Genomic DNA, 20,035 nt, shown 5'->3' on the forward strand with positions numbered 1-20,035 from the left:
CTCGACCGGTTTCCGTCCGGCCTGGCCGGTTACCGGACTCCCATGGCACGGATACCGGAACCACAGGCTCACCACACCCACGACGGCTCCGACCGCCACGGAGACCGCGCGGACGACACCACCCGGACGCCGGATCACATCGGTCCGGACCCGGAGGTGGAGCGCGACGCACCCGACGGGCCGGCCGCCATGCCCAAGAGGTCGTGGTGGGCGGTACTGAAGCGCACGGTGCGTGAGTTCACGGACGACGAACTCGCCGACCGGGCGGCCGCCCTGACCTACTACAGCGTCCTCTCGCTCTTCCCGGCACTGCTCGTCCTGGTGTCCCTGCTCGGTATCGCGGGCGAGTCCGCCACCCAGCAGGTGATGGACAACCTGCAGAAGCTCGCCCCCGGGCCGGTCCGGGACATCCTTTCCGGAGCTGTGCAGCAGCTGCAGGGCAACGGTGGCACGGGGTCGCTGATGGCCGTCGTCGGTCTGCTGCTGGCGGTGTGGTCGGCCTCCGGCTACATCGCGGCGTTCATCCGCTCCTCCAACGTCGTCTACGACATGCCCGAAGGACGACCGGTGTGGAAGGTGCTGCCCCTGCGCCTGGCGCTGACCGTGACCCTGATGGTGCTGGCGGTCGTCAGCGCCCTGATCGTGGTGTTCACCGGTCCCCTCGCCCAGCGGGCCGGTTCCGCCCTGGGTGTCGGCGGCCCCGCCATGACGGCCTGGTCGATCGCGAAGTGGCCGGTCCTGGTCCTGCTCGTCATCGTGATGATCGCGCTTCTGTACTGGGCCGCGCCCAACGCCCGGGGACGGGGCTTCACGTGGGTGACCCCGGGCAGCTTCCTCGCCCTGCTGCTCTGGATGATCACCTCGGCCGGCTTCGCGCTGTACGTGGCGTACTTCTCCTCGTACAACAAGACGTACGGCGCCCTCGCCGGCGTGATCATCTTTCTGGTGTGGCTCTGGATCACCAACCTGGCGATCCTGCTCGGCCTCGAATTCGACGCGGAGATGGCCCGCCAGCGGGCCGTCGACGGCGGCCACCCCGAAGCCGAGGAGCCGTACGTGGAGCCGCGCGACACCGCCAAGTGGACCGAGGAGGACCGCCGCCACCTCGGCTGAACGGCCTCCGGGCGGCTGCGGGGCGGCGTGCGGCGTACGCCCTCACCGCAGGGCGTACGCCGCCGGGTTCTCCAGCACCTCGTACATCACCCGGGCCGCCGCGCCCCGCGCCGCGTCGCCGGAGACGGACGAGGCCCGCAGCCGGCTGCCGTTCGCGTGCCAGCGGCCCGACACCACCCGAGCGGTGAGCTGGGCGTCCGCAGACTCCTCCAGCCAGGGCATCAGGTTGCGGTAGATCCCGCCGAGGACGACCGCCTCCGGGTCGAAGAGGTTCACCGCGCCGGCCAGCACCACGCCCATCCGGTCCCCCGCCTCCCGGAGCGCCGAGACGGCCCGCTTCTGGCCGGCCGCAGCCCGCTGCTCCAGCTCGTCGATCCCGCGCACACCCGTGCCCGGGTCGATCCCTGCGGCGCGCAGCAGGGCCGCCCGGCCGGCGTACTGCTCCAGGCAGCCGTGCGCGCCGCACCGGCAGAGGGGGCCCTGCGGGTCGACGACGACGTGCCCGATCTCGCCGGCGAACCCGTGGGCGCCCCGGAGCATCTCGCCGTTCACCACGAGAGCGCCGCCCACGCCGATCTCACCGGTGAGATAGAGGAAGGTGCGTACGCCTCCGAGTCCGCCGAACCACAGCTCGGCGAGGGCCGCGAGGTTGGCCTCGTTGTCGGAGCCGACGGCCAGCGCCCGCCCGGCCGGGCGCAGCGTGCTGAGCGCCTGTCCGAAGATGCCCTCGGCCGCGACCCTGCTCCAGCCGAGATTGGGGGCCTGCCGGACGACGCCGCCCGAGACGAGGCCGGGCAGCGCCAGCTCGACGCCGACCACCCGCAGTTCCTGTTCCCGGGTGGAGGCGATGACCCGGTTGGTGAGCCGGGCGGCGTGGGCCAGGACCTCGGCGGGCGGGACGTCCCGGTGGTCGGTGTGCTCGGTGACCCGGACCCGGTCGGTGCCGGTGAGGTCGACGGCGCACACGGAGACGTAGTCGATGTTGATCTCCACGCCGAGCCCCGCCGGACCGGTGCGGGAGAGCTTCAGCACGGTGCCGGGGCGGCCGGCCGATCCGCTGGAGGTCTTGCCTGACTCGCTGAGGCAGTCCAGCGCGAGCAGCTCCTCGACGAGCGAGGAGACGGCGGCCCTGGTCAGCCCCACGAGGCTCGCCACCCGGGCCCGGGTGACCTCGCCCTCGTCACGGACGGTCCGCAGGACCAGGCTGAGGTTGTGACGGCGCACGGACTCGTGTCCGGCCTTGGCCGCCGGCGAGGTGAGGGTGTTCTTCATCAGACCTCGGAGCCTAACGAACGGAGGGCCGCACCCCGGGGGGTGCGGCCCTCGCTCACTTCGCGGTGCCCTTACTTACGGATCAGGCTGCGGAGGACGTACTGCAGGATGCCGCCGTTGCGGTAGTAGTCCGCCTCGCCGGGGGTGTCGATGCGGACGACGCCGTCGAACTCCACACCGGTGTCGGTGGTGACCTTGACGGTGCGCGGCGTGGTGCCGTCGTTCAGCTCGGTCACGCCGGTGAAGGAGAAGGACTCCTCGCCGGTCAGGCCGAGGGACTCGGCGGTGTGGCCCTCCGGGAACTGGAGCGGGAGGACGCCCATGCCGATGAGGTTCGAGCGGTGGATGCGCTCGTAGGACTCGGCGATGACGGCCTTGACGCCCAGGAGCGCGGTGCCCTTGGCCGCCCAGTCACGGGACGAGCCGGAGCCGTACTCCTTGCCCGCCAGGATGACGAGCGGGGTGCCCGCGGCCTGGTAGTTCTGCGAGGCGTCGTAGATGAACGACACCGGGGCGCCGTCCTTCGTGAAGTCGCGGGTGAAGCCGCCCTCGGTGCCCGGCGCGATCTGGTTGCGCAGGCGGATGTTGGCGAACGTACCGCGGATCATGACCTCGTGGTTACCACGGCGCGAGCCGTAGGAGTTGAAGTCACGGCGCTCGATGCCGTGCTCCGTGAGGTACTTGCCAGCCGGGGTGTCGGCCTTGATCGCACCGGCCGGGGAGATGTGGTCGGTGGTGACCGAGTCGCCGAGCTTGGCGAGCACCCGGGCGCCGGTGATGTCCTCGACCGGGGTCGTCTCCATCGTCATGCCCTCGAAGTACGGGGGCTTGCGCACGTAGGTGGACTCGGAGTCCCACTCGAAGGTGTTGCCGGTCGGGATCGACAGCGCCTGCCACTGGGCGTCGCCCGCGAAGACGTCCTGGTAGGACTTGTTGAACATGTCCTCGCCGATGGAGTTGGCGACGACGTCGTTGACCTCGGCCTCGGAGGGCCAGATGTCCTGGAGGAAGACGGGCTTGCCGTCCTGGTCGACGCCGAGGGCGTCCTTGGTGATGTCGACCTTCATCGAACCGGCGATGGCGTACGCGACGACCAGCGGCGGGGACGCCAGGTAGTTCATCTTGACGTCGGGGTTGATCCGGCCCTCGAAGTTGCGGTTGCCGGAGAGCACCGAGGTCACGGCCAGGTCGTGGTCGTTGACCGCCTTGGAGACCTCTTCCGGCAGCGGGCCGGAGTTGCCGATGCAGGTGGTGCAGCCGTAGCCGACGAGGTTGAAGCCGACCTTGTCGAGGTACGGGGTCAGGCCCGCCTTGTCGAAGTAGTCGGTGACGACCTTCGAGCCCGGGGCGAGGGTGGTCTTGACCCACGGCTTGCGGGTCAGGCCCTTCTCGACGGCCTTCTTCGCCACGAGCGCCGCGGCGACCATGACGTAGGGGTTCGAGGTGTTGGTGCAGGAGGTGATCGCGGCGACGGTGACGGCGCCGTGGTCCAGCTCGTACGTCGTGCCGTCGGGGGCGGTGACGGGGACCGGGTTCGACGGGACGCCGTTGGTGGCGGCCGGGGAGTCGGAGGCCGGGAAGGACTCCTTGCCCGCCTCCTCGTCGTCGGAGACGTAGTTGCGTACGTCCTGGGCGAACTGCGCCTTGGCGTTCGCGAGGACGATGCGGTCCTGCGGGCGCTTCGGGCCGGCGATGGAGGGGACGACCGTGGAGAGGTCGAGCTCCAGCTTCTCGGAGAAGTCCGGCTCGGCGGCCGGGTCGAGCCAGAGGCCCTGCTCCTTGGCGTACGCCTCGACGAGCGCGACCTGCTGGGCGTCGCGGCCGGTCAGGCGGAGGTACTTCAGCGTCTCGTCGTCGATCGGGAAGATCGCGGCGGTGGAGCCGAACTCCGGCGACATGTTGCCGATGGTGGCGCGGTTCGCGAGGGAGGTGGCGGCGACGCCCTCACCGTAGAACTCGACGAACTTGCCGACGACGCCGTGCTTGCGGAGCATCTCGGTGATGGTCAGCACGAGGTCGGTGGCGGTGGTGCCGGCCGGGAGCTCGCCGGTCAGCTTGAAGCCGACGACGCGCGGGATGAGCATGGAGACCGGCTGGCCGAGCATCGCGGCCTCGGCCTCGATGCCGCCGACGCCCCAGCCCAGCACGCCGAGGCCGTTGACCATCGTGGTGTGCGAGTCGGTGCCGACGAGGGTGTCGGGGTACGCCTGGCCGTTACGGACCATGACCGTGCGGGCCAGGTGCTCGATGTTGACCTGGTGGACGATGCCGGTGCCCGGGGGGACCACCTTGAACTCGTCGAAGGCGGTCTGGCCCCAGCGCAGGAACTGGTAGCGCTCCTTGTTGCGGCCGTACTCCAGCTCGACGTTCTGGGAGAACGCGTCGTTGGTGCCGAACTTGTCGGCGATGACGGAGTGGTCGATGACCAGCTCGGCCGGGGCCAGCGGGTTGATCTTCGTGGCGTCGCCGCCGAGCTCCTTGACGGCCTCACGCATGGTGGCGAGGTCCACGACACACGGGACACCCGTGAAGTCCTGCATGATCACGCGGGCCGGCGTGAACTGGATCTCCTGGCTGGGCTGGGCCTGGGAGTCCCAGCCGCCGAGCGCCCGGATGTGGTCGGCGGTGATGTTCGCGCCGTCCTCCGTGCGGAGCAGGTTCTCCAGCAGCACCTTCAGGCTGTAAGGGAGGCGCGCGGAGCCCTCGACCTTGTCCAGCTTGAAGATCTCGTACGACTCGTCACCCACGCGCAGCGTGCTGCGGGCGTCGAAGCTGTTCGCCGACACGACAGTCTCCTTCTTCAATGTGCGCGTTCAACCGCGCCGCGCCTCATGTGCGGCCGGCGCCGCCTGCGGCCCCCACCATCCGCTAAGGTAAGGATTAGTTAGGTAACCCTTACCGAGCGGCGGCTGCGGTGCGCCTCGGCAGATATCTCGATGTCGAGATAACTCTAGTACATCGCCGCCGCGCGGTCATGCCCGGGCACCCGTGTCCTGCGCCGCACCGCGATGGCGTACGCGGCAGGACGGTACATTTCGTTGCCGACCACCCCCCGCCCCGGGAAGGCGCCGTGCACTTCACCACCACCTCCGAGGCCGTACACGCATGGGTCCACGGCTGGGCCCTCTCGCGGGGAGCGGACGAACCGGCCCCCTCGTCCTGGGGCTTCACCGTACGCACGGGCCCTCCCGCCCACGCCATGAGCCACGTCCTGACCACCGCCACCGCGGCAACGGTGCGGGAGATAACCGCAGGCACGACCAGGCCCGGCGTCCGGCTGAAGGCGTTCGTGCGGGCGGAGTCGCTCGCGTCCTGGATCACGCCCGGCTGGTCCGTCGCCGACGAACCCGGCTACCTGATGTCCACCCCGCTCCACCTCGCCCGCCCCCCGGTCCCCCTCCCCGACGGCTACCGGCTCCGCACCTGGACCCACGACGGCGTCACCCATGCCCGGGTGTGCGCGGCCGACGGCACGCTCGCCGCACGAGGCCAAGCGGCCGTCTCCGGCATCACCGCCGTCATCGACAAGGTCGAGACCCAGCCCGCCCACCGGCGCCGCGGTCTCGGCCGCCTGATCATGCGCACGCTCACCGACGCGGCCGCCGGGCGGGGCGCGACGGCCGGCCTGCTGGCCTCGTCGGCGGAGGGGCGTGCCCTCTACGAGAGCACGGGATGGACCGTGTCGGCGCCCCTGGCCAATGCCCTGCGGGGGCCGGACCCGGCGCAGCGCTGACCGCGCCCGCGACCGACGGGCCCGCCCGGACCGCGCCCGCGCTCACGGGTCCGTGCGCATGACCCGGCGGCTTCGGGATACCCGTACTCCTGACAGAGGAGGCACAGATGCCGCTCACCTTCCGAAAGAGCTTCCAGATCCTCCCGGGCGTCCGGCTGAACATCAACCGCCGCTCGTGGTCCGTCACGACCGGCGGACGGCACGGGCCGAGGCGCACCACGAGCAGCACCGGCCGGCGCACCACGTCCATGGACCTGCCGGGCCCGTTCGGCTGGCGGAGGACGACGCGCCGCCGCCGCGGCTGACCTCACCTCACCGTCGCGGGCTCGGCCTGCCTCACCCGTTCGCCCGAGCTCCGCGCGCCGGGCCGCCGGGCACGCCCGACCCTTCACACAGGCGCTCCCACGCGGCCGGGCACCCGACCGTCACCTGAATCCCACACCCCCGACACGAGCTTCATCTCATATCTGAGATAGCGTGCAGCCATGGAAGATGACTACCTCGCACGTATCGGCAAGCTCATCCGTGACGCCCGTCAGCACCGTGGCTGGACACAGAGTCAGCTCGCCGAGGCGCTGGCCACGAGCCAGAGCGCCGTCAACCGCATCGAACGTGGTAACCAGAACATCAGCCTTGAGATGATCGCCCGCATCGGCGAGGCCCTCGACAGCGAGATCGTGTCGCTCGGTTACGCCGGCCCCATGCACCTCCGAGTCGTGGGTGGCCGTCGGCTCTCTGGCTCCATCGACGTGAAGACGAGCAAGAACGCGTGTGTCGCGCTGCTCTGCGGCTCGCTGCTCAACAAGGGCCGCACCGTGCTGCGCCGGGTGGCCCGCATCGAGGAGGTCTTCCGGCTGCTGGAGGTCCTCAACTCCATCGGCGTACGCACCCGGTGGATCAACGACGGTGTCGACCTCGAGATCCTGCCGCCCGACCGGCTCGAGCTGGAGTCCATCGACGCCGACGCCGCGCGCCGGACCCGCTCCATCATCATGTTCCTCGGCCCGCTGCTGCACCGCGAGGACCGCTTCACCCTGCCGTACGCCGGCGGCTGCGACCTCGGCACGCGCACGATCGAGCCGCACATGATCGCCCTGCGCCGCTTCGGCCTGGAGATCGCCGCGACCGACGGGCTCTACCACGCCCAGGTCGACCACGAGATCCGTCCTGGCCGCCCCATCGTCCTGACCGAGCGCGGCGACACGGTGACCGAGAACGCGCTGCTGGCCGCAGCCCGGCACGACGGCACGACGGTCATCCGTAACGCCTCCTCCAACTACATGGTCCAGGACCTGTGCTTCTTCCTGGAGGCGCTCGGCGTACGCGTCGACGGCGTCGGGACGACGACCCTCACGGTGCACGGGGTGCCGGAGATCGACGTGGACGTCGACTACTCCCCCTCCGAGGACCCGGTCGAGGCGATGAGCCTGCTGGCCGCCGCCGTGGTGACGGAGTCCGAGCTGACGATCCGCCGGGTCCCGATCGAGTTCCTGGAGATCGAGCTCGCGGTTCTGGAGGAGATGGGCGTCGACTGCGACCGCACGACGGAGTACGCGGCCGACAACGGCCGTACCCGGCTGGTGGACCTGACGGTCCGGCCCTCCAAGCTGGAGGCGCCCATCGACAAGATCCACCCGATGCCCTTCCCCGGGCTGAACATCGACAACGTGCCGTTCTTCGCGGCGATCGCCGCGTCCGCGCACGGCAAGACCCTGATCCACGACTGGGTCTACGACAACCGCGCGATCTACCTCACCGACCTCAACCGCCTCGGCGGCCGGCTCCAGCTCCTGGACCCGCACCGCGTCCTGGTCGAGGGCCCGACCCGCTGGCGCGCCGCCGAGATGATGTGCCCGCCCGCCCTGCGGCCGGCGGTGGTGGTGCTGCTGGCAATGATGGCGGCCGAGGGCACGTCCGTGCTCCGCAACGTGTATGTCATCAACCGGGGTTACGAGGAGCTGGCGGAGCGGCTGAACTCGGTGGGTGCGCAGATCGAGATCTTCCGGGACATCTGACGGCTCTACGGAAAGCCACCCTCAAACCCTTCCTGACCTGCATCAATGCCAGACGAGAGGGAGTGTGGCGACGTCTCTGGGACTTTTCTGGGACTTTGGGCCGCGCGCGAAGGTTTCTGTCCGCCACGCACTCCACATGATGAGTCCTCGGAAAGATGTCGACGGCCAGCGAGCCGTTACCGCTCGATCCGCTGGTGCGGGATTCGGCCGTCGCTCACACCGCGAGGAACATCCACAGGAAATCCAGGCCCTGGCGCTCGTTGATCAGGGCGGCGACGGACCGCATCTCGGTCTGCTAGGGCCTGTCCGGCGAATCATGTGATCGCCTTGCATGGACCATTGTGTTGGTCGTGGGGCGGGGCGATCTTACGAACGACGAGTGGGTGCAACTTGCGCCATATCTGCCGAAGTCCGGGCGCCGGGGCGGACGTTGGATTGATCACCGGATGGTGATCAACGGGATCTTGTTCCGGGTCCGCACGGGTGTTCCGTGGCGGGACCTGCCGGATCGGTTCGGGAGCTGGAAAACCGTGTATGAGCGCCACCGCCGGTGGTCGGCGGACGGCACCTGGGAAAGGATCTTTCAGGCTGTCCAGGCCGAGGCCGACTCTCAGGGGCGCATCGACTGGAGCATGGTGAGCATGGACTCCACCTCGTGCCGGGCCCATCAGCACGCTGCCGGTGCACCGCGCAGAACACCCCGGATCCCGAAGCGGAGATCAACGCCCCGGCAGCACCGCCCCGACGAAGGACTCGGCCGCTCCCGTGGCGGTCTGACCTCCAAGATCCACCTTGCAGGAGAGGGAGGCCGTCGCCCCCTGGCCATGCTGATCACCCCTGGCCAGTGGGGCGACAGCCCCCAGCTGATCCCCGTCCTGGAACGCATCAGGGTCCGGCGCCAAGACGGCGGTCATCCGCGCACCCGCCCCGACCACCTCGGCGGCGATAAGGCATACAGCTCTCGCCGGAATCGCCGCTACCTGCGGAGACGCCAGATCAAGCACACCATCCCGGAGCCGAAGGATCAGCGGGCCAACCGTCGGCGCCGGGGAAGCCGAGGAGGTCGACCCGCCGGCTTCGACGAAGAGATGTACAAGCGCCGGAACGAGATCGAGCGCACGATCAACCGGCTCAAGCATTTCCGTGCTGTAGCAACGCGGTATGACAAGCGCGCCTACGTCTTCCACGGCACCGTCGCCGTCGCGTCGATTCGCCTTTGGCTCAGGCCGTGATCAGCCCGTTTCCAGAGCGTCGGCCCGTATCTTGAGGTCCTCTGCGATGTAGTCCCAGTCCGGGCCGTGCATCCACAGACTCTCGGCAGCCTCCCGCAGCAGCGCAGGTTCGTCCGGCCGCTGCAGGAGCACCAGCCGATGGGCCAGATTCCGGATCCAGACCGGCAGGTAGCCGTCGACCACGTGCGGACAGAGTTCACGCAGCATGGCAAGGATCGAATCCGCGTCGGCGAATGTCAGCTCCTCGACGAAGTAGTGCTCCCCGTGCTCGAGGCCGCACTCCGGTGTGGGCCGGTACTCGTCTCCGTAAAGACATCTGGCGTGCTCCGTCAGGGTGCTGTGCATGACCTGGAGCCTATGACGCCATGATCCGCCGGACAGAACCTAGTCGGGGCCGGACAGAACTGCGGCGCCAGCCGACACGCGGCCGTGCTGGACGGCGTCGGCGCACAGTTCGGTCACGACTCTCCAGGCGTCCAGCAGGTGCTTGGCCATCCGCCGCGCGAGCCGGGCGCCACGGCGAGTGGAGTTGAAGAGCATGGTGAAAGGGGACGGGTTGATCACCGAGGCAGCGGGCACGATCGGCCGGGTGCCTCGTGCGACCCGGCGGAGTTCATGTGTGACGCCCGCCACGGTGGCGAACGTGAGACGTCACCGACCAGGCACGACGCGGTGACTAACAGGGCTATACGAGGCATCGGGGGCGCGGAGCCGCGCTTTCCCGCGCCCGCGCTCAGGTGTCCAGGTGGTCCACGAAAATGCCGATGAGTATGCGACCGCCGAGGCGGGGCTCGGGCAGGCTGACGCCTGGTCTCCTTGGAGTCCTCTGGGACTTTCCTGGGACTTTCAGCTGCATCAAGGGGCACGACCTCGAAACAGCCGAAAGGCCATTTCCGCAGGTCAGAGGCTGGTGGTCGATCGTTCCTGCAGATCAGCCGAGTGACTGGTCTCTTCCGCGACATTTGATACGCGGATTCCGGCGCACCCTCCCTGACCTGCTGCTTAGCGGGTCAGGGAGGGTGCGGCTCCTCCCCCGCCCTCGCCGAAACCGGGCAGCGTGGCCGGACCCTCCGCGGTAAGCGACTTGCCGTGCTCGCCGGTCTTCTCCACCGGAGGTGGCTGAGGTCGACCGCCGTACAGATGCGGGCGCTCCAGGTCATCATCCCGGTAGGGCACGATCTGCGACTCGCGTCCCGTTGACGGGCAGGCCCACCGACCAACTACGAGCGGAGGAAGCCCTGTCGGACTTCCTCCGCGTCTGAAAACCTTTGTCCCTACCCCTTGAGCGGCGTGACCGGGCGAGTTCAGAGAACCCGGAAGCGGTTGATGGCGTCGATGTGCTGGGCGCGCTTGACCGGGTCGCGCACACCGAGGCCCTCCTGTGGGGCGAGGGCGAGGACGCCGACCTTGCCCTGATGGAGGTTGCGATGGACCTCGTAGGCGGCCTGGCCGGTGTCTTCGAGGGAGTAGACCTTGGAGAGCGTCGGGTGGATCTTGCCCTTGGCGATCAGGCGGTTGGCCTCCCACGCCTCGCGGTAGTTGGCGAAGTGCGAGCCGACGATCTTCTTGAGTGACATCCACAGGTAGCGGTTGTCGTACTCGTGGGTGTAGCCGGAGGTGGAGGCGCAGGTGACGATGGTGCCGCCCTTGCGGGTGACGTACACACTCGCGCCGAAGGTCTCGCGGCCCGGGTGCTCGAAGACGATGTCCACGTCCTCGCCGCCGGTGAGTTCGCGGATGTGCTTGCCGAAGCGCTTCCACTCGCGGGGGTCCTGCTCGTGCTCGTTCTTCCAGAACCTGTAGCCCTCGGCGTGGCGGTCGATGATCGCGTCGGCGCCCATCGCACGGCAGATGTCCGCCTTCTGGTCGCTGCTCACGACACAGATCGGGTTGGCGCCGCCGGCCAGGGCGAACTGTGTGGCGTAACTGCCGAGTCCGCCGCTGGCGCCCCAGATCAGGACGTTGTCGCCCTGCTTCATGCCGGCGCCGTTACGGGAGACCAGTTGGCGGTACGCGGTGGAGTTGACGAGCCCGGGCGCCGCCGCCTCCTCCCAGCTGAGGTGGTCGGGCTTGGGCATCAGCTGGTTGGACTTCACCAGTGCGACCTCTGCCAGGCCGCCGAAGTTGGTCTCGAAGCCCCAGATCCGCTGCTCGGGGTCGAGCATCGTGTCGTTGTGGCCGTCGGAGCTCTCCAGCTCGACGGAGAGGCAGTGCGCGACGACCTCGTCACCGGGGTGCCAGGCATTCACGCCGGGCCCGGTGCGCAGCACGACACCCGCCAGGTCGGAGCCGATGATGTGGTATGGCAGGTCGTGACGCTTGGCCAGCTCGCTCAACTTGCCGTAGCGCTCCAAGAAAGCGAACGTCGGTACCGGCTCGAAGATCGAGCTCCAGACGGTGTTGTAGTTCACCGAACTGGCCATGACGGCCACCAGGGCTTCGCCAGGGCCGAGTTCGGGCACCGGCACCTGCTCCAGGTGGAGGGACTTGCGGGGGTCTTTGTCGCGGCTGGCAAGCCCCGAGAACATCTCCGTGTCCTCACGCCGCAGGACGACGGCCCGGCAGGATTCAGGGAGCGGCAGAGCGGCGAAGTCGGCGGGCGCCGAGTCCGGCGACTGGATCGCGTTCAGGATGTCCCTCATGGTCACGGGGGTTACCTCCGGTGGAAAGTGACGGGGCAGCCGCGGCTACCGGAAGAGGTGGGGCGGGCGGTCCAGGAACCGGCCTGACCGCGCGAGCCCCAGGACAAGAAGCAACACCTTGATGATCTGCGAGCCCTATCGGGATCCGGCCGCGCTCCAGTCGTTCTCGACGACCGGGCTGCGGCCGATGAGCGGAAGCCACCAGGAACGGTGGTCGGAGTACCAGCGGACGGTCTCCCGGATTCCGGCCGCGAAGGGGATCCGCGGCTCCCAGCCGAGTTCGCGCCGGATACGGCTGGAGTCGCGGAGGTAGCGGCGATCACGGCCGGGGGGGCGGGCACGGTCTCCTTCAGAGACCGTGGCAGGCCGGGTTCGTCGAGCACGAGGTCGGCGAGTTCATCGACGCTGGCCTCCACACCGGTGCCGACGTGGTAGACCTCGCCGGGCGTCCCCTTCAGGAGGACGGTCTCCACGGCCGCGCAGTGGTCCAGGACGTGGATCCACTCCCTGCGGTTGCCACTGGAGGCGTACGCGGGCAGACGCCGACCGTCGAGCGCCCGCGTCGTGAACAGGGGGATGACCTTCTCGGGGAACTGGTGACTGCCGTAGTTGTTGGCGCAGTTGGTAATCGTCACGGGCAGGCCGTACGTCTCGTGGTAGGCCCGGACCACATGGTCGGCCCCGGCCTTGCTGGCGTTGTAGGGGGTGCGGGGGGTGGTAGGGGCTCGTCTCGGTGAACATCTCGTCGGAGTCGAGGGCGAGGTCTCCGTACACCTCGCAGGTGGATATGTGGTCGGCGAGGAGTTTTCGTACGAGCGCTTCGTCACCGATCCCCCCCCTGGACGAAGACCACACGGTCGGCGAGGTCCTCCAAGTTGGAGAGCGAAACCGGCGTAGGTGAGCGCGTCGAGGGCGACCACGGTGTCATCGGGGTACCGGCGCAACCAGTGCCGGACGGAGTGCGATCCGATGAAGCCTGCCGCGCCCGTGACAAGTATCGAGGTCATGGCCGCATGCTAAGTGTCCCGGGGCGGGGTCCTTGTCCGAGGTCGAGCGGGATTCGACCGGACCCCGAGACCCGCTCGTCCGCCACGACAGGGCCTGCAAGGAGCGCGGTTCGTAAGAAGTGCCGCACCCCCTCGGCGCAAGCACTAACCCGCCCTTTCGCGCCATCAACATCCGTACGCACAAGGGGGCATCGGACGGTTCCGTCCGTTCGGAGGCGTCTGGATCGGACCGTCTGCACTTCACGAGAACTCCAGCGCAATGGCACGTGCGCCCCTCCCGGCGGCCACCGGTTGCGCGTCACCGGCTGCCTGACGGCCGTCGAGCGGCGGGCCCCCGTGCGTCAGCACCCGTGCCCGGCGGACTCCCCGCTCTCAGACACGGATCCCTCGGGTGCCGCTTCCCCGGCGTGCACAGTGAAGGCGGCCGTACGGGCCGTCCCCTCGTGCCGGGAGTCGAGGCGGTAGGCCCCCTTGCTCGGGGCGGTCGCGGTGACGGAGACCTTCGGCACTCGTGGCCGGCCAGCATCGCCCTGACTGCGGTCGGGTGTGTGGTGACGGCTTCGGCCGGCTTCGTGCCGCTCAACGGGGTCGGAATGGTGTTCCTGCTGATCGGCGCTGATCGTGGCGGTCAGCACCGCGCTCCAGTACACGGGGCTGCGGGGATGACCGCAGCGGCGATCTGACCCGGACCGGACCGGCCGCCCTTCCTGCGTCAAGTTCCCTGCTCAGGCGGACCGATATCGGCGGAGGTACTCCCCGGTGGCGGTGCCGTCCGCCTCCAACAGCTCCTTCGGCGTGCCGCTGAAGACGACCTGGCCACCGTGCTTGCCGCCGCCGGGTCCGAGATCGATCACCCAGTCGGCCTGCCGGACGACGTCCAGGTTGTGATCGATGACAATGACCGTGTTGCCCCGGTCCACCAGGCAGTTCATCAGCCCGACGATGGTGTCGACGTCGGACATGTGCAGGCCCGTCGTCGGTTCGTCGAGGACGTACACGGACTTGGGGCCATGCAGCCGGCCCGCGAGCTTCAGGCGCTGGCGCTCGCCGCCCGAGAGCGTGCTCAGCGGCTGCCCGAGGGTCAGATAGCCGAGGCCGACGTCGGTCAGGCCGGTCAGCTTGTCCAGGACCTCGCGCTCGGTGAAGAACTCGACGGCGCTCTCGGCGGACAGGTCGAGCACATCGGCGACGGACTTCCCGCGCAGCTCGTAGGCCAGGACCTCCTCCTTGAACCGTCGGCCCTCACAGACTTCGCACCGGGTTCGGACGGGGTCCATGTAGGCGAGTTCCACGACGAGTTCACCGCGCCCGTTGCACTCGTCGCAGGCGCCCGCAGAGTTGAAGCTGAACAGGCTCACCGGCACGCCGTTGGCCTTGGCGAAGAGCTTGCGGATCGTGTCCATCATGTCGAGGTGGCTGGCGGGCGTGGACCGCGAGGAAGCCCTGATGGCCGTCTGGTCGACCAGGATCGTGTCCGGGTAGGCGTCCAGGAACGCTCCGGTGATCAGCGAACTCTTTCCGGATCCGGCGACCCCGGTGACCGCCGTGAGGACTCCGGTCGGGATGCTGACCGAGACGTTGCGCAGGTTGTGGAGGTCGGCGTTCTCCACCGCGAGCTTCCCCGTCGGGCGGCGGACGTCCGCCTTCACGTCCGCGGTGCGGCGCAGACAGACGGCGGTGAGCGTGTCGGCCCGCTTCAGCTCCGGGAAACTGCCCTCGAAGACGATCTCCCCGCCGTGGACGCCCGCTCGGGGGCCCACGTCGACCACATGGTCGGCAATCTCGATGACGTCCGGATCGTGCTCGACGACGATCACCGTGTTGCCCATGTCCCGCAGCTCCCGCAGCAGGCCGTTGAGGCGGCCCACGTCGCGCGGGTGCAGGCCCGTGCTGGGCTCGTCGAAGATGAACGTCATGCCGACCAGGCTGCTGCTGAGGTGGCGCACGGTCTTCAGCCGCTGAGCCTCGCCGCCGGAGAGCGAGAGGGTCTCCCGGTCCAGCGAGAGATAGCCGAGGCCGATGCCCTCGATGCGCTCGAAGGCGGTGCGGACCCCCGCGGCGACAGGGGTGCCGACCGGGTCGTCGATCCCGTCGAGGAGCTTGATCAGGTCACTGATCTCCATCCGCGTCCAGTCGGCGATGGTGCGGCCGGCGACGGTCGTGGCGAGCGCGGTGGGGTTCAGCCGGGTGCCGCCGCACCCCGTGCACTCCCCCAGCGTGATGAACCGTTCGATGTTGGCCCGGCCGCGCTCGCTGAGCGAGCCGAGGTCGCGCTTGAGGTTGGTCCGGGCGAAACGGGCCACGACGCCCTCGTACTTGAGGGTCGCCGTGGTGTTGGTCGTGGACACCTTCACGGTGCCGCCGCTGCCGTGCAGGAGCATCTCCCACTCGGCATCGGTGTAATCGCTCAGCACCTTCGCGGTGTCGAAGTGTCCAGACTTCGCGTACATCTGCCAGTCCATCGCACCGGGCTTGTGCGTGCTGAGCTGGATCGCTCCCCCGTCGAGCGACTTCGTCCGGTCGAGCAGCCGGTCGACGTTCACCTTGCGCATCCGGCCGAGGCCGTCGCACTCCGGGCACATGCCCTGCGGGTTGTTGAAGGAGTACGCCGAGGGCGGGTTGTATGGCGTGCCCAGGCGCGAGAACAGCACACGCAGCGCCGAGTAGAGGTCCGTCATCGTGCCGACCGTCGACCGCGCGTTGCCGCCGACCGGCTTCTGGTCGACGACCACCGGGGCGGTCAGGTTCTCGATGATGTCCGCGTGGGGACGCTGGTACTTCGGCAACTGGTTGCGGATGAACCAGTCGTAGGTGCTGTTGAGCTGCCGCTGCGCCTCCACGGCCAGGGTGTCGAACACGATCGACGACTTCCCCGACCCGGAGACGCCGGTGAACACCGTGATCCTGTTCTTCGGGATCCGCAGCGACACGTCCTTCAGGTTGTGCTCGCGCGCACCCGCGATGCGGATGTACTGCGCGTTGTTGTCGTTGCGCACGACTTCTGTCATTTTCAGGGCCTGTTCACGTGTTCTTCGGGAGGGGAATGCCGAACCGGATGTGGCTCACGCGGTGCGGTCGAGATAGCGGTGCCGTTCTGCGTACAGCTCGGACTCGCTCTGTGCGAGCTGCCGCAGCTCCTTGACGTGGCTCTGGAAGTCCGGGTGACCGACGGCCGCGCGCAGCGCCCCGGCGTGCTCCCAGCGTGCGATGTTCACGTACCGCTGGGGGTCCTTCACGTCCTGGGACAGGGTGTAGCCGATGATGCCCGGCTGCTCCTTCATGAAGGCCGCGATACGCGCGAAGGCGTCCTCGAACTCCTGCGGGCTACCGGAGACCGTGAACCTGTTCACGAAGGTGACCTGGGGCTGCGGAGTGTCCTGCTGGGACATGGTGCTCTCCTTTACGACAGGGCGATGGAAGGCTGTGCGGGGCCGGACCGGGCGGTCAGGCTGTGGAGACAGGCGAGAAGGCAACGCGCCTGGACGTTCACGTAGTGGCTGTGCCGCATCAGGGCCACCAGCTGGGCCACGGTGAGCCAGCGGTGATCCGGGGCGCCGGCCCCGTGGTCCTCGTCCGTCTCCACGATCAGGTAGCGGTTGCGTGCATGGTAGAAGCGGCCGCCCTCCTCCGAGTGCATAGCGTCGAAGCGGATCCGCTCGGGGGCGGCGTTCAGCACCGCGTCCAGGTGGGGCGGGCGCGCCCCGGCCGGCAGTGCGTCGAGGTCCGCCGGGGTGCACTGGACCGTCGGAGCCAGTTCGACGACGTCCCCGTACCCCGGTTCCGTGGCGGCGTGGACGAGCAGGTGCAGGACGCCGTCGATCCTGCGGGCCAGGAAGGCGATCACGCCCTCGCCGCAGGGCTCGATCATGGGCTGGGCCCAGCCGCGGACCTCGCGTCCGGTGGCCGCGACATCGACCCCGGTCACCCGGAAGAACCGGCCGCTCTCGTGCTCGATCCGGCCGTGGTCCCGGCGCCAGCCCGCCAGCGCCCGCAGCGGGACCCGCTCGGCGACGACGTCCCGGCGGGTACGGACCTCGGTGATCCAGTGCAGCACGCCGGCCAGGTTCTCGGGCACGTCGGCACGCTCGTCGCACGAGCGGACGAGCGCGGCCGTGAAGTCGTCCGCCGGCGCGCCGAGGACATGCGGCAGGCCGGGCCCGGTGAAGGGCAGGCAGGCCAGGACCGTTCGGGCGTCCATGTTCACCAGGTCGTCCAACCTGAGCAGCGCATGCACCTGACGCAGAGTCAACCACGTGAACCCTTCGCGTACTTCGACGTCCTCGGTCACCTGGACCACTATGTTGCGGTTGCGTTTCTGGAAGAACCAGGCACCCTGTTCGGACTGGCGTACGTCGGCCAGCACCTGGTGACGCGAGGTGTCGCGGAAGTAGTGCAGGTAGGGGACCTCGGCCCCCTTGTGCACCCGTGTGTAGTTGCTGCGGGTGGCCTGGACGGTCGGCGACAGCTGGAGTCCGTTGTGGTTGCCCGGTTCGATCTTCGCCTGCATCAGGCAGTGGAGGACACCGGCGAACTCCTTGACCAGGATGCCCAGGATGCCCACCTCCGGCTGGTTGATGATCGGCTGCTGCCACCGTTCGACAGGGGCGCCTGACAGGTGGACGTCGAGGCCCTCGACGGAGTAGAAACGGCCCGTCTCGTGGACGATGTTCCCGGTGCCGGGGTCGGTGTGCCAGCCGGCGACGTCCTCCAGCGCGACCTGCCGGACCAGCATGTCGTTGTGCTGCTTCTGTGCAGCGAGCCACTGGTGGAACCGGCCCGCGGCGCCGGGGCCGGTGTCCGCCACCACGGATATCGCGATCCGCAGGTGAGCGGGGTCGTGGGGCGGCGCCGTCCCTGCCCGGGGCGTCTGCGAACGAGTGGTCAAGGTAGCCCCCAGGAGTTGTGGTTGACGACCCGCCCACGATCGATTCCCGGGCTCGATACCGCCTGCAATCGCGCTCGAACGGTCACAGGCAGGGGTGCGGGCAGTGCCGGGTCGCGCACCCCCGGGGCCCGGTCGGGGATGCGCGCCGGCCGGGAGGGCCGTTGGTCAGGGCGATCCGGGAGGGAAGGAGCCGAGCGGGACGGGGGTGACCCACTCGGCTCCCGTCGTGGGGTGTCAGGCCGTGAAGGCCGCGGCGTTCTCCTTGACCCACTGGACGAAGGTCCGCGGGGGCTTGCCGGTGACCCGCTCCACCGTGTCCTGCACCGTGTAGCCGGCCTCCGGCGGGTTGGTGCGCATCGTGAGGAAGAACTCGACGTCCTCGTCGGAGTAGCCGGTCTGACGCCACTCGGCGACGATCTCGTCCTGGCTCAGCTCGACGTACTTGACCTCGCGGCCCAGCGCCTCGCTGATCGCGCGTACCTTCTCCGGCGGAGTCAGCGCCTGCGGGCCGGTGATCCAGTACACCTGGCCCGCGTGTCCGTCCGAGGTAAGAGCGGCGGCGGCGACGGCGGCGATGTCCGCGTCGTGCACCATCGCGCTCTTCGCCTGGGCGAACGCCTCGCGGACGACGCCCTCGTTCTTGACCGACTCGGTCCACTCCAGGGCGTTGGACATGAACTCCACCGGCGAGAGGAAGGTCCACTCCAGGCCGCCGGCTTCCACCGCCTCCTCCAGGGGGCTCTTCGTGACGTCACCCTTGAGCACGGTCACCTTGCGGACGCCGGACTCCTTGGCGAGCTTGACGATCTCCGGGCCGTTCTCCAGCGGGGAGAAGTCCGCACCGTTGAAGCTGATCAGGTGGGCGGCCGTGACCCCCTTGAAGGCCTCGACCAGGGAGCTCGTGTCGGAGAGGTTCCCCGCGATCACTTCGGCGCCCGCGGGCAGGTTCGCCTTGGCGGGGTTGCGGGTGAGCGCGCGCACCGGGTGTCCGGCGGCGAGCAGCTGCTCCACCAGGGGGCGTCCGACGTTTCCGGTGGCACCGGCGATGAGAATGGTCATGAGATCTCCTTCGGTCTGATGCCCACGCTAAAAGCATTCGCGGTCACCCCCTGTCCTCGGTTGATGAGAAGGTCGGTCCATGTTGGAAACCTCGGCTCGACTGCTGCGTTTGCTGGCGTTGCTCCAGGCCCATCGGGAATGGTCGGGGCCCGATCTGGCCGACCGCCTGAAGGTGAGCCCCCGGACCGTCCGGCGTGATGTCGACAAGCTGCGGGTCCTCGGATACCCGATCAATGCGATGGGCGGAGTGGGCGGCGGCTACCAGCTGGCCGCCGGAGCGTCGTTGCCGCCGCTGCTGCTGGACGACGAGGAGGCCGTCGCGGTGGCGGTGGGGCTGCGCACCGCGGCCGGCGGCGCGATCACCGGCATCGCCGAGATCTCGGTGCGGGCCCTGGCCAAGCTGGACCAGGTGCTGCCCTCCCGGCTGCGCTATCAGGTCAACGCGCTCAGCGCGGCGCTGGTAACCATGCCGACGCTCGCCCCCACGGTCGATCCGACGATGCTGACCGCCATCGCGTCGGCGGTGCGGGACTCCGAGCGGCTGCGGTTCGACTACACCGCGCGCGACGGATCGGCGACCGTGCGTGATGTGGAGCCGTACCGGCTGGTCCACGACGGGCAGCGGTGGTACCTGGTGGCCTGGGACACCCACAAGGAGGACTGGCGCAGCTTCCGGGTGGACCGGATGGCGCTGCGGATCCCCAACGGGCCGCGGTTCACCCCGAAGCCCCTGCCCTCGGAGGACATGGCCTCCTATGTGGCGTCGGCGGTCACCAGCGGCCAGTACCGCTACCGTGCGGTGATCACCATGCACGGCTCGGCCAGCGAGGTGGCCCTGGAAGTGCCTCCGTCTCTGGGCGTGGTGGAGCCGGTCGACGACCGCACATGCGTGCTCCGCATCGGCTCCACCAGCCTGGACCACCTCGCGGTGTGGGTGGCCGCGTTCGGCTTCGACTTCGAGGTGCAGGAGCCGCCCGAGCTGGTGGAGCACCTGCGGACTCTCAGCTGCCGGCTGCACCGTGCGGCCTGGGCCCAGCACGGCGCGCGGGGCTGAGCCGCGCGGACGACGGACGGCGG

General features: G+C 69.1%; 16 protein-coding genes. 6 read left to right on the top strand and 10 right to left on the bottom strand.

Translation table 11 applies throughout. From position 1 onward, the window contains the following. Window positions 1-42: 42 nt before the first annotated feature. Window positions 43-1,113 carry a YihY/virulence factor BrkB family protein gene (locus tag ACIBCU_RS19130; protein WP_399232578.1) on the top strand — a complete coding sequence of 357 codons (1,071 nt, stop codon included), beginning with the start codon at window positions 43-45 and terminating at the stop codon, window positions 1,111-1,113. Window positions 1,114-1,155: 42 nt separating this feature from the next. On the opposite strand, the gene ACIBCU_RS19135 is transcribed toward ACIBCU_RS19130, so the two are convergent. Both ACIBCU_RS19135 and acnA read right to left on the bottom strand, forming a co-directional pair. Then, entirely contained in the window at window positions 1,156-2,385 is a 1,230-nt protein-coding gene (locus ACIBCU_RS19135) for an ROK family protein (RefSeq protein ID WP_399232580.1), read from the bottom strand. A 71-nt stretch (window positions 2,386-2,456) separates the two neighbouring features. Further along, entirely contained in the window at window positions 2,457-5,171 is a 2,715-nt protein-coding gene (gene acnA / locus ACIBCU_RS19140) for an aconitate hydratase AcnA (protein WP_362942130.1), read from the bottom strand. Between the two features lie 284 nt (window positions 5,172-5,455). On the opposite strand from acnA, the gene ACIBCU_RS19145 reads away from it, so the two are divergent. From ACIBCU_RS19145 to ACIBCU_RS19160, 4 genes are all read left to right on the top strand, one after another. Then, a complete protein-coding gene (locus ACIBCU_RS19145; protein ID WP_399232583.1) occupies window positions 5,456-6,118 on the top strand; it encodes a GNAT family N-acetyltransferase in 663 nt (220 codons plus the stop codon). Between the two features lie 107 nt (window positions 6,119-6,225). Next, window positions 6,226-6,423, top strand: a complete 198-nt coding sequence (locus tag ACIBCU_RS19150) for a DUF4236 domain-containing protein (protein ID WP_203183160.1) — start codon at window positions 6,226-6,228, stop codon at window positions 6,421-6,423. 180 nt (window positions 6,424-6,603) lie between these two features. Then, entirely contained in the window at window positions 6,604-8,133 is a 1,530-nt protein-coding gene (locus tag ACIBCU_RS19155; RefSeq protein ID WP_362942124.1) for a UDP-N-acetylglucosamine 1-carboxyvinyltransferase, read from the top strand. 350 nt (window positions 8,134-8,483) lie between these two features. After that, window positions 8,484-9,365: an IS5 family transposase gene (locus ACIBCU_RS19160; RefSeq protein WP_399232586.1), complete on the top strand. Its 882-nt coding sequence runs from the start codon at window positions 8,484-8,486 to the stop codon at window positions 9,363-9,365. Here ACIBCU_RS19160 and ACIBCU_RS19165 read toward each other — a convergent pair whose 3' ends face one another. From ACIBCU_RS19165 to ACIBCU_RS19200, 8 genes are all read right to left on the bottom strand, one after another. Further along, window positions 9,366-9,710 (bottom strand): hypothetical protein, encoded by a 345-nt coding sequence (locus ACIBCU_RS19165; RefSeq protein ID WP_399232588.1) that lies wholly within the window; start codon window positions 9,708-9,710, stop codon window positions 9,366-9,368. It abuts the gene before it with no gap. A gap of 39 nt (window positions 9,711-9,749) precedes the next feature. Next, the gene (locus ACIBCU_RS19170; RefSeq protein WP_399232590.1) at window positions 9,750-9,998 is read right to left on the bottom strand and encodes a hypothetical protein; all 249 of its coding nucleotides are present in this window, start codon (window positions 9,996-9,998) and stop codon (window positions 9,750-9,752) included. A 671-nt stretch (window positions 9,999-10,669) separates the two neighbouring features. Continuing rightward, a complete protein-coding gene (ccrA, locus tag ACIBCU_RS19175; protein WP_362942151.1) occupies window positions 10,670-12,007 on the bottom strand; it encodes a crotonyl-CoA carboxylase/reductase in 1,338 nt (445 codons plus the stop codon). Between the two features lie 11 nt (window positions 12,008-12,018). Continuing rightward, window positions 12,019-13,014, bottom strand: a complete 996-nt coding sequence (locus ACIBCU_RS19180) for an NAD-dependent epimerase/dehydratase family protein (protein WP_399232592.1) — start codon at window positions 13,012-13,014, stop codon at window positions 12,019-12,021. A 725-nt stretch (window positions 13,015-13,739) separates the two neighbouring features. After that, the gene (locus ACIBCU_RS19185; protein WP_399232594.1) at window positions 13,740-16,022 is read right to left on the bottom strand and encodes an ATP-binding cassette domain-containing protein; all 2,283 of its coding nucleotides are present in this window, start codon (window positions 16,020-16,022) and stop codon (window positions 13,740-13,742) included. Between the two features lie 54 nt (window positions 16,023-16,076). After that, complete coding sequence (locus ACIBCU_RS19190; RefSeq protein ID WP_329815717.1) at window positions 16,077-16,403, bottom strand: antibiotic biosynthesis monooxygenase family protein; 327 nt, start codon at window positions 16,401-16,403, stop codon at window positions 16,077-16,079. Between the two features lie 11 nt (window positions 16,404-16,414). After that, the gene (locus ACIBCU_RS19195) at window positions 16,415-17,899 is read right to left on the bottom strand and encodes an NDP-hexose 2,3-dehydratase family protein (RefSeq protein WP_399232596.1); all 1,485 of its coding nucleotides are present in this window, start codon (window positions 17,897-17,899) and stop codon (window positions 16,415-16,417) included. Between the two features lie 234 nt (window positions 17,900-18,133). Continuing rightward, on the bottom strand, window positions 18,134-18,958 hold the full coding sequence (locus ACIBCU_RS19200) for an NmrA family NAD(P)-binding protein (protein WP_362942112.1): 825 nt from the start codon (window positions 18,956-18,958) through the stop codon (window positions 18,134-18,136). A 79-nt stretch (window positions 18,959-19,037) separates the two neighbouring features. Between ACIBCU_RS19200 and ACIBCU_RS19205 the strand changes: the two genes are divergently transcribed. Beyond that, window positions 19,038-20,012, top strand: a complete 975-nt coding sequence (locus ACIBCU_RS19205) for a helix-turn-helix transcriptional regulator (protein ID WP_399232598.1) — start codon at window positions 19,038-19,040, stop codon at window positions 20,010-20,012. Window positions 20,013-20,035 lie beyond the last annotated feature (23 nt).

It is taken from the genome of Streptomyces sp. NPDC051064, assembly GCF_044455985.1.
In the GTDB taxonomy this organism is placed as follows: Bacteria; Actinomycetota; Actinomycetes; order Streptomycetales; family Streptomycetaceae; genus Streptomyces.

What these genes read in the sequence shown, in the direction of transcription:
- ACIBCU_RS19130 (WP_399232578.1), top strand. Translation starts at nt 43, where the DNA reads ATGGCACGGATACCGGAACCACAGGCTCACCACACCCACGACGGCTCC.
- ACIBCU_RS19135 (WP_399232580.1), bottom strand. Translation starts at nt 2,385, where the DNA reads ATGAAGAACACCCTCACCTCGCCGGCGGCCAAGGCCGGACACGAGTCC.
- ACIBCU_RS19150 (WP_203183160.1), top strand. Translation starts at nt 6,226, where the DNA reads ATGCCGCTCACCTTCCGAAAGAGCTTCCAGATCCTCCCGGGCGTCCGG.
- ACIBCU_RS19155 (WP_362942124.1), top strand. Translation starts at nt 6,604, where the DNA reads ATGGAAGATGACTACCTCGCACGTATCGGCAAGCTCATCCGTGACGCC.
- ACIBCU_RS19165 (WP_399232588.1), bottom strand. Translation starts at nt 9,710, where the DNA reads ATGCACAGCACCCTGACGGAGCACGCCAGATGTCTTTACGGAGACGAG.
- ccrA (WP_362942151.1), bottom strand. Translation starts at nt 12,007, where the DNA reads ATGAGGGACATCCTGAACGCGATCCAGTCGCCGGACTCGGCGCCCGCC.
- ACIBCU_RS19180 (WP_399232592.1), bottom strand. Translation starts at nt 13,014, where the DNA reads ATGACCTCGATACTTGTCACGGGCGCGGCAGGCTTCATCGGATCGCAC.
- ACIBCU_RS19185 (WP_399232594.1), bottom strand. Translation starts at nt 16,022, where the DNA reads ATGACAGAAGTCGTGCGCAACGACAACAACGCGCAGTACATCCGCATC.
- ACIBCU_RS19190 (WP_329815717.1), bottom strand. Translation starts at nt 16,403, where the DNA reads ATGTCCCAGCAGGACACTCCGCAGCCCCAGGTCACCTTCGTGAACAGG.
- ACIBCU_RS19200 (WP_362942112.1), bottom strand. Translation starts at nt 18,958, where the DNA reads ATGACCATTCTCATCGCCGGTGCCACCGGAAACGTCGGACGCCCCCTG.
- ACIBCU_RS19205 (WP_399232598.1), top strand. Translation starts at nt 19,038, where the DNA reads ATGTTGGAAACCTCGGCTCGACTGCTGCGTTTGCTGGCGTTGCTCCAG.